A 16,677-nucleotide genomic window follows, 5' to 3' on the forward strand; every position below is an offset into this window, starting at 1 on the left:
GTCGTTGTCAGCTACCCGGAGCCCCACGAGCCGTATCAATGATCTACCTTTTCGGACGCCTCCGTCTGAAAACGAATGGCGTTATCACCAAGCCAGTTGGAGCCAGGCCATGGCCATATTGCTGGCCTCACTTATCAATGCGGCTCTGAAGTTGCTACCGAAACTGTCACCACCAATGTCCGAAGACACCCGCGAGAGATGAGCGCCCACCCAACAGTACGAGTGGCGGCAAAGGTGGGGATGAGGACCGAGGAGGGGTCCGGATGAATGTGGAGCGGTGGCACCAGGAAGCAGAACATTACTCGCAATTGTTTCAGAAGGCATGCATGTGATAGTTTCTGATCGTGCGGTAATGGATCGGTGAAAAACCGAATAGGGGGAATTTTGGGCCCTGAAAATTCAAACCTTTCGCGTTTGCGTGTTGCCCCACCGGATTGCCATGGTGATTTTGTCTCCGCCGCAGACCCAAGCTACGCAGCATTCGAACAGGCCTCAGCCGGTCTCAGAGCAATCGTCTGAGGTAGGTGAGTATCCTGACCCAATTGAGACATATTGAGCAGAACCTCTGACGGTTTATTCGACTTTAGTACATTCGCCATTTTTCCGCGGCGAGGGGTGACTTCCAGTCTTTCCATGAATCTCACCCCTCAAAATTAATCTTATCTACGATCGCCTGCAATTTTTGCTGATCCGCTGCACACCCAAAAAAATACTCAAGCATGCCCTCACCATCCAGACTTGGTACCTTAGACACCCAGTAAGGCAAATAATACTTCCCCTCAAGTATTGCCTTCAGCCATTCAGGCTCACTCTGTCCAGAAATACGAAAATAAGGGCCGTACTCCTCACTAATTAAGACAACAACTCTTTCACCCGAAATCCTGTCAATCATCTAGTCCACCTGTGTCTACCAATTTAAGCCGATGCTGTCTATGCGTTCTTGCAATTTTTCAACATCAACAGCCCATCCAAAATAATACTCTCTGGCCCCCGTCTCTTGAAAATCTTTTGGGGTTTGTGGCCAATAGAGCACGTAGTCATCGTCCAGTACATCTTCGAGAGCGCCACCATCGTCCGCGTCAAGAACGCGGACATAGGGGCCATACTCCCTGTCAACCACTACAACAACGCGCTGCCCTGTAGCTGAATCGATCATCTTTTTAATCCCATGTGATGCTATTGAACCAATCTAGCTCCGCCTTCGTCGGAGCCCGTTTCGTTCCGCTATTATCAAGAGCATTCTCAAATTTAACCGGCCGCGTTTTCCCCGGTTTATAAGTATTTGGCTCCGTTTCTTTGACGCGAGTGCGAGTCATGTCAAAGGTTGTGCCGTCCTTGTAAGTGATAGTAATCCCTGGCTCGCCTGCCTCACCTCCCAAGCGAGTCTGGTTTTTGGTCGTCCTGACTTTGATAGTACCGATTTCTGGCGCCGGGGTCGTCACGGAGTCCTTCGTCGCACCAGGGCGCTTTCCAGGGACAAGAAAAATTCCCTGCTTAATCGCCTCCGCCGCCAACAGCGTCACAGGACTACCGCCTTTTGACTTGATTATTGAACCAATCGTCGCAGTGGCTCCAAAATTTTGGTCAATAATCATGCCGACTGTTGACGCCGCAGGATTGCCCTCGTGACGTAGCGTAGTAATCAAATCTGCTGATTTCTGATAATCGTCAGCAAGTCGAATGGAAATCGCTCTGCACTCTGATGGTGATCTAACACACAATTCATCCAGCTCAGCGTCTCTTTTCGCGCTTAGTGCATTGTAACGGTCTATTACTTCCTGCTTCTCAGCCGCAGTTACCTTGCTATCAACCTCCCGAAGCATTTCTTTGACTTCTTCATGATAAAGATAGTTAAACGTTGTCGCCTTCTGAGCAATCACCGAGCCTGCATTTAGATCCCCTCCAACGGCGGCCGCTCCCACCAGACCGGTAAGCTGAGAAAGCACCAACTGCAAATCTTTGTTTTTTCCAGCTACGGCAGCCATTCCGTTGATCAAGGCTTCGTTCAGCCCTGCCGCTGCGGCTCCCGTTTTAAAATCGCTTCCAGTCAACTCTGCCAGTAGACCGCCCATGATCGCGTGAGCAGCAATTTTCTGAACACTTCCATTTGGGAAAGTAATGGTGTCGCCAACCCAATTGAAGCCGGTGGCCATAGCCATATTCCCAGCTTCCCCAAGCAAGGCAGCATTGAAACTACTGCCAAAACTACCACCGCCTATGGCCGTCGAGATTCCGCTGGTAATCAGTGCTCGCCCAACTACCCGGGTGGCTGCATCAGTCGCGCTACTCCAATGGAAAATGTCCTGGGAGCTATTAGTCGTGCTCAGCGCGGAGCCAGTGGAAGGCTGGACCCCCTGTGTAACCCCGCTGGCCTTATCAGCGGCCGCAAACCAATTGTCGTTGGCGTAATCCAGCATCTCAGCAGTGAAGCCCGCAATTGCCGCATTTTTCAGGCTACCCGCGCTGAACGTTTCCTTCACTGCTAACCCAAGATTTCCCTTGTTATCAATGGTACTTGTGACTGCCGTAGTACTCAGGCTTGTCGCCACGGCCAAGTTGGCGCCCTGTAACCCGAAACCTGCTGGGCCCATGATGAACGACATCAAGATTGCGATGGCAATCTTTGCCCCCGCCCCCAACCCAGAAGACTCGTACTTGAAGCTATCGTGAATTTCCTTGACCTGACGCCAATCGATATCGCCCCGAGCTTCCGCCTGCTTCATCCAAGCAAGGTTCGGATCAGCTTGAACCATCGCGTCGATGGTTTGGCTAACGCTTTGTTGATCGACCTGTTTGATGTCAATACGAATGCCTTCGGCCGCTTTAATGACAAGCTTGCCTTGAGCGATCAGAGCGCTTTGCCGAAGAGTCTCATCCGTTTTCCCTTCGCCTTTCATCTTGTACCAAGCCAAGTCACCCTTGCTCTTGGTATGGCTCTCATCGTGGAAATCCTTCACACCCTCAAACACGATGCGGCCACCGCTATCCAACGTCAGGTCTTTACCGCTATCCAGTCTTGCCACCTGATAGCGTTGATCGCCACCGCTCTTGAGCGTGAGATCACCGCCGGTCTTAATTTCACTACCAACGTTCGTGTTTTGCGTTATTTCGTCGCGCTTCGCCGCGTTGCTTCCCCAACTCCCTTTCTTTTTCATATCGTAGAGGGAATGATCGCGGTCCTGCTCTGCGAGCAGATTTAGCTTGTTTTCCGCGACCAGATAGGCTTCCTGCCCAGCGATTATCTTGCTCGACACCATCGACAAATCATTACGTGCAGTGACATTGACGTCACCGCCCGCATTTATCGTCGTTGACTGTTGTTTGACATGATCCTCTTCCTGGTTGACTTTTTTCCCGCTGCGCTTGTAACGATATTCACTCGACTCTTCATTGGCTGCGGCTAGTAAGCTAACGTCGTTGCCCGAAAGATTGATATCGCCTTCGGCTGTTACATTGCTAGCAACGATCGCCAAATCCTTCGTGGCGGCGATTTCCAAATCCCCACCGACCCTGACCTCACTCGCATGCTGAACCGTCTGGCTTTGCTCCCAAAAATGCCGCTTATCCTGGCGCATCGACCCGGTTTCTTCGCGAGCTGCCGCGATAACAACATCCCTGCCTGCGATCAGGTCTGCATTGTTTCCAGCAGTAATGGCCCCGCCCACATTCAGCAGGTCGCGAGCGGCATGCATCGTCAGGTTGTTTCCGGCTTCAATGCTCGCAGCGCTATCCACAACAGCAGTCTTGGAGCTGAACCCTTTTCCACTGTTTTCAATCGTGGTGATGCTCCGGTCGTTGCGGATATCGCCGGTCAACGTGCTCAGGTCAACATCCTTGCCTTTGAGGATGCCGCCTTGCATATTCACCAGGTCCTTGCCCGCGACCAGCTTGAGCTTTTCACCAGCCTCGACCAGCCTTGTATTCACCAGGTTATTACCCGCCGCTGCCGACAGGCTTTCACTGGCGCGCAAGGTCCCGGCGTTCTTCAAATCCGCACCGGCAATCAGCGTCACATCCTTGCCTTGAATCAGCGCGCCATCCGCCGTCAGGCGGTTGTTCGCCTGGGCCATGTACAACACGGGCACTAACACGTGCTCACCATTGACCACCTGGTCTTCCATCCAGACGATGTCGTGGGTCAGTGCGGCGACTTGTTGGGAGGTGAGGCTTACACCCACGGAAAGGTTGAGTTGATCCTTGCTGGCAATGGCGTTGTTCATCAAGTACTTGAACATGCCTTCATCGGTGGTCTGGCCAGCGATGAAACGTTGGCCGGTTCGGGCCGTGACGGCTTGTTGGATCAGGCGTTGTTCGTAAAGGCCGTCACCCAGGCGTTTCCAACTGGTTTCAGGGTCGTAACCGAGTTTGCCCAACAGGTAATCCGAGCTCATAAATTGCTTGAGGTCGGTGAAGGCAGAGTTGGTTTCGACCAGGTATTTAGGGCCAACAAACACGCGACTGGCGTCCGAGCCCTGGATGTTGGCCTTGCTCAGGTCCTGGCTGTTTTTGGCTGCGGCGGCGCTATCGACCACATGGAACAAGCCGTTCGTACCGCTCGGCAACGTAAAGCCTGGCAGGGTGGTCGGGTTGACTTGTTGCTGTGCCAGGTCGGGTGGCAGTTGTGGGTTCAGCACGACCACGGCCGGTTTGGTCACAGCAGTGGCGCCGCCTTTGTCCGAAACCGGTGTAGGCGGTGCGAACTGTATGATGCTGCTGTTTTCCAGCTGTTGTGTCGCCTGGATGCTGATGTTACCGCCCGCTTGAATCACCGAGGCGATCGGGTCGCCCGGGGTCACGTTGGTGGTATCACCTACCAGATTGAAGGAGTTGAGCGCGCCTACCGGTAGTACCTTGGGGTTACCTTGCGCGTTGTAGGGGTAGATCCAGTTGGCACGAAAGCGCTCGTCTGTACCATCGGTAATACGACCGGTGTTCCACGTACGCGTGCGTGTGCTGGTACCGGTGGTCGCGCCGATGTTGGCGAAGTTGTCAGCGGTGATCAGCAGATCAGCGCCCGAGGCCATGGTGCTGTACTTATTGAGAACACTTGACCCTTCGACGGTCAGCTTCGCGCCACTCTGGATCAAAGAGCTGCCCGAATCTGTCGCCACCACACTTTTGGAGACTTCATGTGCAACGTAGTCGACGTTGTGATGATCACCACTGCAGTCGTAGCACGTTACGCTGAGGTAGCCCGACACGGCTTCGTCGACAGTGCTGAACACATCCTTGCGGTTGATCACGCTGTCGCTGCGCACTAATACGTCGTTGGTGGCCTCGATATGGCTGGAGATGTTTTCCAACGACGCACTGCGCGCCACGCCGTCGCGAGCCATTACGCTCAGGCCGCCCAAGCTGTAGATATCGGCGTAGTAATTGGTCAGGTTCTTGAGGCGCAGCGCCATGTCGGTGCCGCTGAAGATCAGGCCGTGGTCGTTGCGTACAGCGTCAGCGTTCACATCAACCTTGCCGGCACCACCCAGGGTACCGGTGTTTGTGACGTTGGTAGCCGTCAGGGAGAACGCCCCGCCGCTGGTGATACGCCCGGCATTGATCCACGTGTCGCCTTTACCGGTGAAACTCTGGCTGGCCGCAAGCTTGCCGGTGGATGCCTGGTTGAACTGGCCGACGGTGACGTTGAGCACATCAGCTTGAACGTCAGTGCTGTTGTCCCAGGTCGCGGCATCGACGGTCAGTGTGCCGGCAGTGGCAACGCTTCCGCCGATATTGCTGAACTTCGCCAGATCGACTCCAAAGGTCCCGGTGCCGACGTGCTGGATATTGCCACCCGCGTTATTGAAGCTGGCCATGCGCAGGGACACGTCATGGTTAGCCGCTTCGATCATGCCGCTCTGGTTATCCAGCAATTGCTGGCTGGCCACGCTGGCGGTGCCTTGTTGGCCGAGGGAGCGCAACTTGCCGTTCTGGTTGTTGATGGAGGCGGCGTCGATCAGCAAACCGCTGCTGCCTTCGACCAGGCCTGACTGGTTGTTCAGTGCGCCGGTCAGGCCGAGATCGATGGCGTCGCCAGCCGCGCGGCCTTGGGTGTTGTTGAGGTCGTGAGCGCGCACCACCAGCTGTTGCTTGGCCAGCACGGCGCCGCCCTGGTTGTCGAGGGTGGCGGTGGTGATCAGGGCATCGCCATTCAAGGCAGACACCTGGCCGCCATTGTTGAGGACGGCCTGCTGAGCACCAAGATCGAGCGACTGAGCCTGAATCAGCCCCGCCTCGCCGGGCGTGCTGAGCGACTTGCCGTTATCCAAAACAGACGCCAGGGTGGTCTTGAGTTTGCCCGCGACACTCGCCAAAACGCCCCCACGGTTATCGACGCCGTCGGCATCAATCGTGAGGTCGCCTGTTTGCGTGATGACGCTACCGTCTCGGTTGTTGAGCCCCTCGCTCAACGTAGCGGTAATACCGCGCTGGCTGAGCAGGCTGCCGGTGGTGTTGTCCACCGCACCGCCGTTGATCGTCAGGCCCTGCTGGGTGCTGATAATGCCTTTGCCGGTGTTGATCAATTGCTGGTGGGCCGTAAGGCTCATGGCATTGGCGGACGCGATGTAGCCGTCAAGACTGTTATCGAGGGTGTCGGCTACCAGGGTGAGCTGGCCCTGGCTGATCAACTTGCCGCCTTGCTGGCTGAAGGTTTTGGCCGTGGCGAGGATGTCTCCCTGGCTGGTGATTTGGCCCTTGGCGTTTTCAATGGCCATGCCGTCAAGGGTCAGGGTGTTTTTGGCGGTGATCTTGCCGCTGGTGTTGTCGAGACTGGCTAGGTCCAGGCCGAGCGTGTCCTGGCTGCTGATCACGCCATCAGTATTTTTTACCGCCGCAGCGTTCAACGTTTGCTCGCCGCCGCTGGCGAGCGTGCCTTTTTCTCGGTTGTCGAGTGTGCCGCTGAGGGTGGTCTTGACCGCACCCTGACCCGTCAAGGCACCGCCACGGTTGTCCAGATCCTGCGCGTCAAGCGTCAGGCGGGCGTTGGCTGAAAGCGTACCTGCACGGTTGTCGAGTGCTTCGGTGGCGGTTGCCTTGAGGTCACGGCTGGCGACAACGCTCTGGCCACGGTTGTCGATGTTCTTGGCGGTGAGCACCACGTCACCCGTCTGGTTGCGGGTGTTCTCCGGGGTGACGCCCGCTTCGATCATGCCCAGGTTTTCAAGCTGACCCGCACTGGTCAACGCAACGCTGTCTTGGGCAGCGATGGCGCTGCGATTGGTCAACGTACCTTGGGTGGTCGCTTCAACGCGGGTGCCGGCGTAGATCTTGCCCTGGGCGTCCAGGCTCTGTGCCTTGATGACAACCGCTTCGGCGGCGGTGGCTTGCACCAGGCTCAAATGACCATTGGCATCCAGTTGCATGTCGCCGCCACTGGCGAGCATCTTGCCGTCGAGCTTCACGCCTACGCCGGCTTCGCTGCTGACCAGCTTGATTGCGCCGGCGTACATACCGCCCAACGCCGAAGAGTCGATGGCCAGTTGAGGGGCGGTCGCCGGGTCAGCGCCACGTGCCGTAGTTTTCAGGGTCTTGGCATCGACGTCATTGGCGCCGGCGATGATCGTCAGGTTCTTGGCCTGGATCTCGGCATTGATCTTGGCCGAGCGGGTGATGATCTCGAAACGATCGATGTTATTGACGTTGAGCCCGGCACCTTCGATGGAAACGCTGCCTTGATCGACCTGATAGCGGCCGACCTGGCCGTTTTCAATCACTGCTTTACCGGTGGTCAGCGTCGCCTGCGGCGTGTTGATAAACCCGCAGCCGTTGCAGGTGATGCCGTAGGGGTTGGCGACGATCACATGCGCCGACTGCCCCGCCACTTCGGTGTAGCCGCGTAACTGGCTTGGGCTACCGCCATTGACTTCATTGAGGATGGTGCTGGCGGCGCGACCGTTGAGGTTCGAGTTGCCAAGGATGATCCCGCCCAACTGCGTGGACTCGGTGCGATTCGTCGCGTTGTTGAGGATGAGCCCGTTGGCGCCGACGTTGTAGTCCTTGAACTGGTTGTGCGACAGCCCGCTGCCATTGGGCGCCGCGATATTGACGATCGGCACGCCATTCGCGGCCTGGCCCAGGCCGGTGCCGGGTGCACTGACCACAATGCCGTCCGCTTGCGCCAACAACGGTTGCCAGAACATGGCGTTGGCCAGCACCAATGCCAACCCGCGTTTGGGCAGCCCCAAGAAGTTGGAACGATTTTTCAGGGCCGCAGAAGGTTGGCGCGCAAGGAAGGCAAACTGGCGAACGTCCATGTGATGTCTCGATGCCCGAAGGGCGGTAAAAATTTAAAGGAAGAAATCCAGGCGGAAATAGATCGGCGCTTCACGTTCAGTGATCGGCCCCGGTCGTTCCAAAGAGTGGGCAAAAGTCACCGTGGCGGCGACGTTTTGGCCGCGCGCAAACAGCTCCACGGAGTTGCTGCTCATGCGTCCATGCTGCTCGGCGTTGTAGCGGCCATGGCTGATCACGCCTTGGTCGTAGCCAAGGCTGGTGCCGTACTCGCTGAACACCGGCTGCATCCAGGCCCAGGTCACCGGGCGGCTCCAACGCAGGTCGTTGCGCCAATAGCCGCCGCTATCACCGGCCAGGCTCTGGTCCTTGTAGCCACGAATCGAAGACTGCCCGCCGAGGCTCATGCGTTGTGGGCTGAACAGCACGTCTTCGCTGCGCTGGCCGGTCATCAGGCTGCTGAAACTGAACGACTCGCCCCACAGCTTGAATGGGTACAGGTAGCTCAGCGTGGCGGTGTATTTGCGATAGCGCGCATCGGCCTGGCCGGGGCGTGGGTTGTGATTGGCCTGGGCGTCGAACGCACCGATGCCATCCTGCATGCCCAGGTCGATGTTGAGGAACGAACCGCCAATACGTCGACCATGGTTGATGCCGAACTGCGCTTCGCTCAGTCGGTTGCTGCTCAGGGCGAGCTTGCTGTCTTCGATGAAGTTGTTGGTGCGCAGGTAGGCAACGCCGGTGTTGAGGGAGGTTTTGCTCAGGGCGTCACGGTGAATAACCCGTTCCAGGCGTAACTGATGGTTCTGGCTATCGCCCGATTGCTTGAAGTTGAAGCCGCTGGCTTGGGCCAGTGAGCGGTATTCGGTTTCGCTGTAGCTGTAATTGAGGTTCCACCAACCGAACGGCAGGCTGTAATTGAGCATAGAGTTGCGCGAGGTTTTCTGGTGGTCACTGACCGCATCGTGGCCGCCACGCAGCGACAATTGATCGGCCAGACCGAGTGGATTATCCCAATCCAGACTGGCGCCCCACTGCTGCTCGCCAGTGGCGCGCTGGCCGCCGTTGTGGCGCGACAGGCCGACGCGCCAGGGTTTCTGCGGGGTGTTTTTGACCAGCACTTCGCTGCCGCCCACTTCTTTGCCGGGCGCCAACTCCATCTGGGCCTGGTTCGAGGGCAGACGGTTCAGTTGATCCACCATTTGCTCGATTTCGCGCAGGTTAAGCAGGTCACCCGGTTTGCCTGGGAAGCTCATGGCGAGTTGGCGGTCGGTGATGCCGCTGCCCTCCGCGCCCTTCATGCCTTCCAGACGGCCTTCCACCACTTGCACCTTGAGGTTGCCGCTGGCGAGGTTCTGTTGCGGCAGGTAGGCGCGACTGGTGACGAGGCCTTTGGCGAGGTAGTGGTCGGTGATGACCTTGAGCAGATCATTGAGCTGAGGTACGCCCAGGCACTGGCCAATGTACGGCTTGAGCAAGCTGTTGCGCTCGCCTTCGGAGAGGGCGTCAGCGCCGGTGAGTTCGATGGTTTTGATCAGGAAGCAACGGGTGTCAGCCGGGGCTGTCGGTTTGGCGGAGGCAGCGGTTTTGCCGGGCAGATCCTTGAGTTCTTCGAGGCGGCGCTGCTGCTCTTCGAGCAGGCGATCCTGACGATCGCGGATCAGGTCGGTAACGCCCGGCGTGTTCTGCGGGGTTGCGCCTTGGGCCGTCCCGGCTAAGCCCAGGCATAAAAAAACGGACAGCAGGCTGAGCCTGGTCCGACGCCTGCAACGCCACATGTGTAGATCCCTCTATATAGCCAAGTGCCATCAATGAGCGGCGATCATATGGTGGCGTTATAGTGGCGTCAATTAAATGTACAAATTTGTTTTCTGGACGATACATGGAAAATTGGGACCGCCGCTCAGCCGTACATGGAGGAAATTGAGACGAGCTCTGTAAATATAGCCAAGCACTCTAATCGCTAGGCCAATCAAAAAACCTGCATGGCTGCAGGCTCTTCTCAAGCTAGGTTCTCAATCCAGACAGCAAATCGCCCGCTACCGCATTGCCTCCAGTGCATGCCTCACCTGCTCAACATCCACATGAACATATTTCAGGGTCGTGGCGATACTTCGGTACCCCAACAGGTCCTAGAAGATGTGAAGGTTGCTCTTGGGTTGCTTCATCAAATCGGTAGCGATCGTATGCCGAAAGCCGACTTAGCACTCGGAGCAGAACGCCTCATGCGTTCATTTCAAGAGCTTCTTGGAGAGGTACGGATGTAACCCAAGACTATTCCCCAGTGCTGTTCTTGATTGGGGGCATTTCCCGAGCGCCCTACGTGATCGATGCGATCAAAGAGGCATTCCCGGAATGTGATTTTGCTCCGAGCGACGCATCACTCGGAGTCGTGGACGGTTTATCAGTGTATGCATCACTGACATGAAGGTCTGGTCCCTCAAAACGACTGGAACATTGAACGCCATTATCAATGAGCTTGTAGAACCTCAATATCCAGATCTTCCTTAGCGGCAAGCGAATCACATCCGCGTGTATTGCATCTGTGATAGCCCCAAGACGTTGAATGCTTTACGAATGTTTGCGTCAGTGGGCTCTCTATCCCGTAACCACCTCACAGGTAAGTCGAGATAGCTAGCCCACAGCGCCCCTTGCTTGAAGTCCAGCCACCGATTGGTTTTTGCCATTACCTCCAGATATTGATTCACCAGTGGGTACTGCAGATCCCCAGCTGAATACTTAGCCAACTTGAATGCTTGGGTGTAGTAAATAGAGGAAGCGGCGTAATCGGCTGACCTGTAGAAAACGATCCCCTTAAGCCATTCCACAAGCCATGGCAAACGCCCTGCTATGGAGGCGCAGCTCAACTCTTCGTGGAAAGAATTTACGTCCTCCAAGGTTAAATTTTGGAGGTTCCTCATCACCATGCCTCGCTGCACATACGTGTCAAGATCAGCGGGCTTGTCTAATCTCCAGCGAGAAATAACGTCTGCGCGGATCCGCGCTGCATAGGCGCCGTAGCGCTTCTCCAACCACAAAGTAACGTTATCGGGCACATGCCCATCATGGTCTGTGTGTTCCATCATAAGGTCGCTTGCAGTCTGGCATTTAGCTTCAAAGCCCCCCCAAAAGTAAGGTGCCATTTTGATACCTAGACTGACTCTCTTCTTCATGCGGATTGAAGCCTGGCTCTCTAGTCCAAACTTTTTCCCACTCTCGTCGGGTGGCTCAATTTCTGAAGCATGTTCAATAAGGTATTGATCTAGATTGGCAAGGTATTCCTTGATCTCTACCGCCATCCATCCAGCGTAAAGCCGTGTCTGGCTCAAGGTCTCCTTCAGAAACTCCCTGCCAAAGACCTTTTGAACATCCTGCGTAATGAAGGTGGTGATTCGTGCAATTACAGCGCAGGTAACAATACCGTCTTGGAGCCGTTGCTCAACTGGATTTCCAATCAATGCTTGCGCATTGAAAGAGTCCTCCAAGTTTTTCACCAGCGCAGGAAGGGAAGGTAAATGCTTGCCCGCTTTCCAGTTCCGGGCAGCCCTCTCGTTGCGCTCATGTCGACCTATTTCGTCCTGCGTCCCTGCGGGATCATGGAACGTGGAAAGGCGACAGCCACATGCCGCATAGGCCCAAGCCATTACCTTAGCAAGGGGTGTTGTCATATCCCCATCAACGTTTGAGGGCAGGTACCAACACGGCTCCAGAGGCTGAGGAACGGCATAGATATACCCTTGCATCACGATCCAGGTACGAGCCGCAGAGCGCACCGCTATTTCAATGGCATAGCTCGTTAGAAAATAGCGTGTGGTGTCGGCCTTGGTCATGTACGTACCCATCTGTTTAATCAGGGACACGTACGACTCGTGCAGGTCATTGAGTAATTCGCGGATTTGCTCCGCTCGGAACCCACATCGGACATACCGCCCTAGCGTGCTTGTAAGGAGCTTCGCGATATCCTCAAATGTGCTCTGCAAATGGCAGTCCTCCTTCGCCAGGCGCTGCATTCGCTTTTGGTAAGTCTTCGCCATGCTCTGATCGAACTCGGTTTCGTCGAGACGATCATGGGCCTTTCGGGGCATCACGCCAGACGCCGCAACCGCATACTTAACCACGTCGCCTAGAGTGGGTGATGTGTACACTCTTTCCATGATGTGTTTCCCCGAAGTGCCCGTGTGGCTTACTGCTGATTAGGGTTCATTTGCTTACCTCGGTTTCCGTGCACAAGGGAGTTGGTGGTGTTCGAACCATTGGTACCTCGGTTCGTGTTTAACGAGTCAGAACGGTGATTGTTCTGAACGCGCTGGTGGTTGGATGGTTGCTGATTCGACGGTTTGTTCGACATGGTGTTACTCCTGAGTAATGGAGGCGCAGCGTGATTGAGCGCGCTCCTTGGGTGACGCCTGCAGATTACTCAGTGCCCCCTCATCACTCCACGTCGAAACTGGCGACGTTCTTTTTATACGTTTGGGAACTTACAGAACGTCAAGGCGCCCCCCGTACATTTTTTTTCAGCGCTAGCAGTTGAACAATTAGGTCTGTCTGAGCGGCATAGTCATCACACCCATAAAGCGCGGCACACTGAATCAGAGATGAATCAATTTCTGGAAAATTGAATCGCCCCGGGTCTCATTATTCGCGATTAGTTGATAGGTGCCGCCTAGCGCTTCATGCGATAGCGCGTAGAACGACGACAGCGATGGCTGATTATCAAGATCAATGAGCAGGGTCCGAACACCTGCATCGGCGCAGAACGCACCTAAATTGGCGCCAACCGTGGTCTTACCCGGCCCGCCTTTGGTTGAAACGACTGCAGCGACTTTCATGGAGCTTCCCTCTGAATCGTAAGATTTGGGACGGCTTCATGCTGGTCACACTGTGCACTTTGATCACCCTGGAGAAATCCAAGGCAAAAAAAAGCCTGCATCTCTGCAGGCTTTTCTCAATGTCTGGCTCCACGACCTGGACTCGAACCAGGGACCCAATGATTAACAGTCATTTGCTCTACCAACTGAGCTATCGCGGAATGCGCCGTATGTTACTGATTGAAAAGGAGAAGTCAAGCTTTCTCTGGTATTTCAAGTGATTAAACCGGATGACCGGTTGCGAGCCGGTGCTCCTTTGCCAGTTCCAGCCAGGCCAGGGCTGCCGGTGGCAGGTGGGCGTTGGTGCGCCAGGCCAGGGCGATGTGCCAGTCGGTGTGGGGTTCGTCCAAGGGGATCAGGGCGATGCCGGGGTGTTGGTGTTTGTGCGCCAGCATGCGCGGCAGGAAGGCGACGCCGAGGCCGGCGGCGACCAGGTCGACGATGAAGTCGATCTGTCCGCTGCGTGCGGTGACACGCGGCGTGACGCCTTTGCGCTCGCAGGCGGCGAGGATCTTGGCGTTGAGGGCGAAGCCGGCTTCGAAGAGGATGAACGGTGAATCGGCGAGGCCGGTAAAGTCGATGCGTGAGCGCCGCGCCAGTGGGTGACTGATGGGCAACACCGCCATCAGCGGTTCATTGCGCACGGGCTGGTAGTCGAACGCTTCATCCACCGGCAGCAGCAAGGCGGCGAGGTCGACCTCCCCCGCTTCCAGGCATTCGCGCAGGCGTTTGCTGCCGTATTCGGTGAGTTCGATGTCGATGTCCGGGTAGCGGCTGCGGTAGGTGGCGAACATGGTCGCGAACAGCACGCCGCAGCCCACCGGTGGCAGGCCAATGCGCAATACACCGCGCTTGAGGCCGCGCAAATCGTTGATCTCGGCCACCAGGTCGTTGCGTTCGGCGAGCAGCACCAGGGCCCGGCGATAGGCGATTTCGCCGGCGGCGGTGAGTTCGTTGCGGTGACCCAGGCGGTTGAGCAGTGGCGTGCCCAGTTCGTCCTCCAGGGTCTTGACCGCCTTGCTCACGGTGGACTGGGTCAGGGAGACCACCTCGGCCGCCTGGGAGAAACCGCCCTGGCGGACCACTTCGACAAAGGCGCGCAGTGTTCTGAGGTTCATCGGTATTCCCTTTGCGACTGGATGCCAGTGATAAAAGTTGTTTTTATCATGCCATAAATTTCCTTATCCTCAAGCCACCTTGCCTTGTGGAGACACTGTTGATGATCATCTCGTCCGCTTCCGATTACCGCGCCGCCGCCAAACGCAAGCTGCCGCGCTTTCTGTTCGACTACATCGACGGCGGCGCCTACGCCGAGCACACGATGCGCGCGAACAGTTCGGACCTGGCCGAGATCAGCCTGCGCCAGCGCGTCCTGCGCAATGTCGACAACCTGAGCCTGAAAACCAGCGTGTTCGGCCAGGAACTGGCGATGCCGGTGATCCTCAGCCCCGTCGGCCTGACCGGCATGTACGCGCGACGCGGTGAAGTGCAGGCCGCAAAAGCGGCGGCCAAGCAGGGCATTCCCTTCTGCCTGTCGACGGTGTCGGTGTGTTCGATTGAAGAAGTGGCGTCGCAGAGCCCGCAGTCGATCTGGTTCCAGCTGTATGTGCTCAAGGACCGTGGCTTCATGCGCAATGCCCTGGAGCGCGCCCAGGCGGCCGGGGTCACCACGCTGGTGTTCACGGTCGACATGCCCACACCTGGCGCGCGCTATCGCGATGCGCATTCGGGCATGTCGGGTCCGTTCGCGGCACAGCGGCGCATGCTGCAGGCCGTCACCAAGCCACAATGGGCCTTCGATGTGGGCCTGATGGGACGTCCGCACGACCTCGGCAATATCTCCAGATACCTGGGCAAACCGACGCACCTGGAAGACTACATTGGCTGGCTGGCCAACAACTTCGACCCGTCGATCAGCTGGAAAGACCTGGAGTGGATCCGCGAGTTCTGGAAGGGACCGATGATCATCAAGGGCATCCTCGACCCGCAGGACGCCAAGGACGCCGTGAGTTTTGGCGCCGATGGCATCGTGGTCTCCAACCATGGTGGCCGCCAGCTCGACGGCGTGCTGTCCACCGCCAAGGCGCTGCCACCGATTGCCGATGCGGTCGGCGATGACCTCACGGTGCTGGTCGACTCCGGCATCCGTTCCGGACTGGACGTGGTGCGCATGCTCGCCCTGGGCGCCAAGGCGTGCCTGCTGGGCCGCGCGACTGCCTATGCACTGGCCGCCGATGGCCAGCACGGGGTGGAGAACCTGCTGGATATCTTCGCCAAGGAAATGCGCGTGGCCATGACCCTGACCGGCGTCACTTCGATCGACCAGATCGACCGCACCACCCTGGTCTAGCCCTGCTGCTCGACGATACCGCGCGCCTTGAGGTGCGCCAGTTGCTCAGCCGACAGGCCCAGCCGCTGCCCGAGGATATCATCGGTGTGTTGCCCCAGCATCGGAGCCGGCCGCACATATTCCACCGGCGTCCCGGACATCTTGATCGGGCTGCCGACCATGGCGAAATCGGGATTCTGCGGGTGGGGGATTTTCACCATCAGGTTGCGCGCGATCACTTGGGGCTCTTCCAGCGATTGCGCGATGGAGTTGATCGCCCCCACCGGCACCTTCGAGGCATGAATGCACGCCACCCACTCATCGGCCGTACGCCCGAGAAAGTGCGCCGAGAGCAACTCGACGATCTCGGCGCGGTGGGCCACGCGGTCGGCATTGCGGCGAAAGCGCGGGTCATCCGGCAGGTGCGGCAAGCCGATGCTCTGGCACAACGCGACGAACTGGCTGTCGTTGCCACAGGCAATGATGAAGTCGCGGTCGGCTGCCCGGAACACCTGGTAAGGCACGATATTGGCGTGGGCGTTGCCATAGCGCTGCGGCACCTTGCCCGAGGCCAGGTAGTTCATGCTCTGGTTGGCCAAGGTCGCGACCTGCACGTCGAGCAAGGCCATGTCGATATGCTGGCCGACGCCTGTGCGCTCGCGGCTGAGCAGCGCGGCCTGGATCGCCACCGTGGAATACAGGCCGGTCATCAGGTCGGAAAAGGCCACGCCGACTTTTTGCGGACCGCCACCCGGCAGATCGTCGCGCTCGCCGGTGATGCTCATCAGGCCACCGATGCCCTGGATGATGAAGTCGTAGCCCGGTTCTTCGGCACGCGGGCCGGTCTGGCCAAAACCGGTGATGGAGCAGTACACCAGACGCGGATTGATCTCGGCCAGGGTCGCGTAATCCAGGCCGTAGCGCGCCAGGGAACCGGCCTTGTAGTTCTCGATCAACACATCGGAACTCGCCGCCAGTGCCCGTACCAACTCCTGCCCTTCCGCACTGGCCAGATCGATGGCCACCGACAATTTGCCGCGATTGGTGGACTGGTAATAAGACGCCTGCCCGGACGACTCGCCGGTGTCGGTCTTCATCCACGGCGGGCCCCAGCCACGTGTGTCGTCACCGCTTTGCGGCCGTTCGATCTTGATCACTTCCGCGCCGAGGTCCGCCAGCACTTGCCCACACCACGGGCCGGCCAACACACGGCTTAAATCCAGTACCCGCAAACCTGTCAATGCACCCATTGTT

8 protein-coding genes, 1 tRNA gene and 1 pseudogene are annotated in these 16,677 nt (G+C 57.3%); 1 reads left to right on the forward strand and 9 read right to left on the reverse strand.

Annotated features, from left to right (window positions below):
• Positions 1-640: 640 nt before the first annotated feature.
• The 8 genes and pseudogenes from JFU04_RS20385 to JFU04_RS20420 all read right to left on the reverse strand — a co-directional run bounded on the left by JFU04_RS20385 (position 641) and on the right by JFU04_RS20420 (position 14,212).
• On the reverse strand, positions 641-892 hold the full coding sequence (locus tag JFU04_RS20385; protein ID WP_201145590.1) for a hypothetical protein: 252 nt from the start codon (positions 890-892) through the stop codon (positions 641-643).
• 15 nt (positions 893-907) lie between these two features.
• Complete coding sequence (locus tag JFU04_RS20390) at positions 908-1,156, reverse strand: hypothetical protein (RefSeq protein WP_201145592.1); 249 nt, start codon at positions 1,154-1,156, stop codon at positions 908-910.
• 4 nt (positions 1,157-1,160) lie between these two features.
• Positions 1,161-8,249: a two-partner secretion domain-containing protein gene (locus JFU04_RS20395; protein WP_201145594.1), complete on the reverse strand. Its 7,089-nt coding sequence runs from the start codon at positions 8,247-8,249 to the stop codon at positions 1,161-1,163.
• A 33-nt stretch (positions 8,250-8,282) separates the two neighbouring features.
• Positions 8,283-10,004, reverse strand: coding sequence for a ShlB/FhaC/HecB family hemolysin secretion/activation protein (locus tag JFU04_RS20400; RefSeq protein ID WP_201145596.1), 1,722 nt, complete (start codon positions 10,002-10,004; stop codon positions 8,283-8,285).
• Positions 10,005-10,748: 744 nt separating this feature from the next.
• On the reverse strand, positions 10,749-12,380 hold the full coding sequence (locus tag JFU04_RS20405) for a hypothetical protein (protein WP_201145598.1): 1,632 nt from the start codon (positions 12,378-12,380) through the stop codon (positions 10,749-10,751).
• A 459-nt stretch (positions 12,381-12,839) separates the two neighbouring features.
• Positions 12,840-13,055, reverse strand: a pseudogene (locus tag JFU04_RS20410) (ParA family protein); the annotation flags it as partial.
• Positions 13,056-13,179: 124 nt separating this feature from the next.
• Positions 13,180-13,255: transfer RNA gene (locus tag JFU04_RS20415), tRNA-Asn, on the reverse strand.
• Between the two features lie 60 nt (positions 13,256-13,315).
• Positions 13,316-14,212, reverse strand: coding sequence for a LysR family transcriptional regulator (locus JFU04_RS20420; protein ID WP_201145600.1), 897 nt, complete (start codon positions 14,210-14,212; stop codon positions 13,316-13,318).
• A 101-nt stretch (positions 14,213-14,313) separates the two neighbouring features.
• On the opposite strand from JFU04_RS20420, the gene lldD reads away from it, so the two are divergent.
• A complete protein-coding gene (lldD, locus tag JFU04_RS20425; RefSeq protein WP_065904338.1) occupies positions 14,314-15,444 on the forward strand; it encodes an FMN-dependent L-lactate dehydrogenase LldD in 1,131 nt (376 codons plus the stop codon).
• Here the strand turns inward: lldD and JFU04_RS20430 are convergent.
• Positions 15,441-16,673 (reverse strand): CaiB/BaiF CoA transferase family protein, encoded by a 1,233-nt coding sequence (locus JFU04_RS20430; protein ID WP_201145602.1) that lies wholly within the window; start codon positions 16,671-16,673, stop codon positions 15,441-15,443. The genes lldD and JFU04_RS20430 overlap by 4 nt on opposite strands.
• Positions 16,674-16,677: the final 4 nt, after the last annotated feature.

Source organism: Pseudomonas sp. TH21 (assembly GCF_016651025.1).
GTDB classification, from domain to species: Bacteria; Pseudomonadota; Gammaproteobacteria; order Pseudomonadales; family Pseudomonadaceae; genus Aquipseudomonas; species Aquipseudomonas aylmerensis.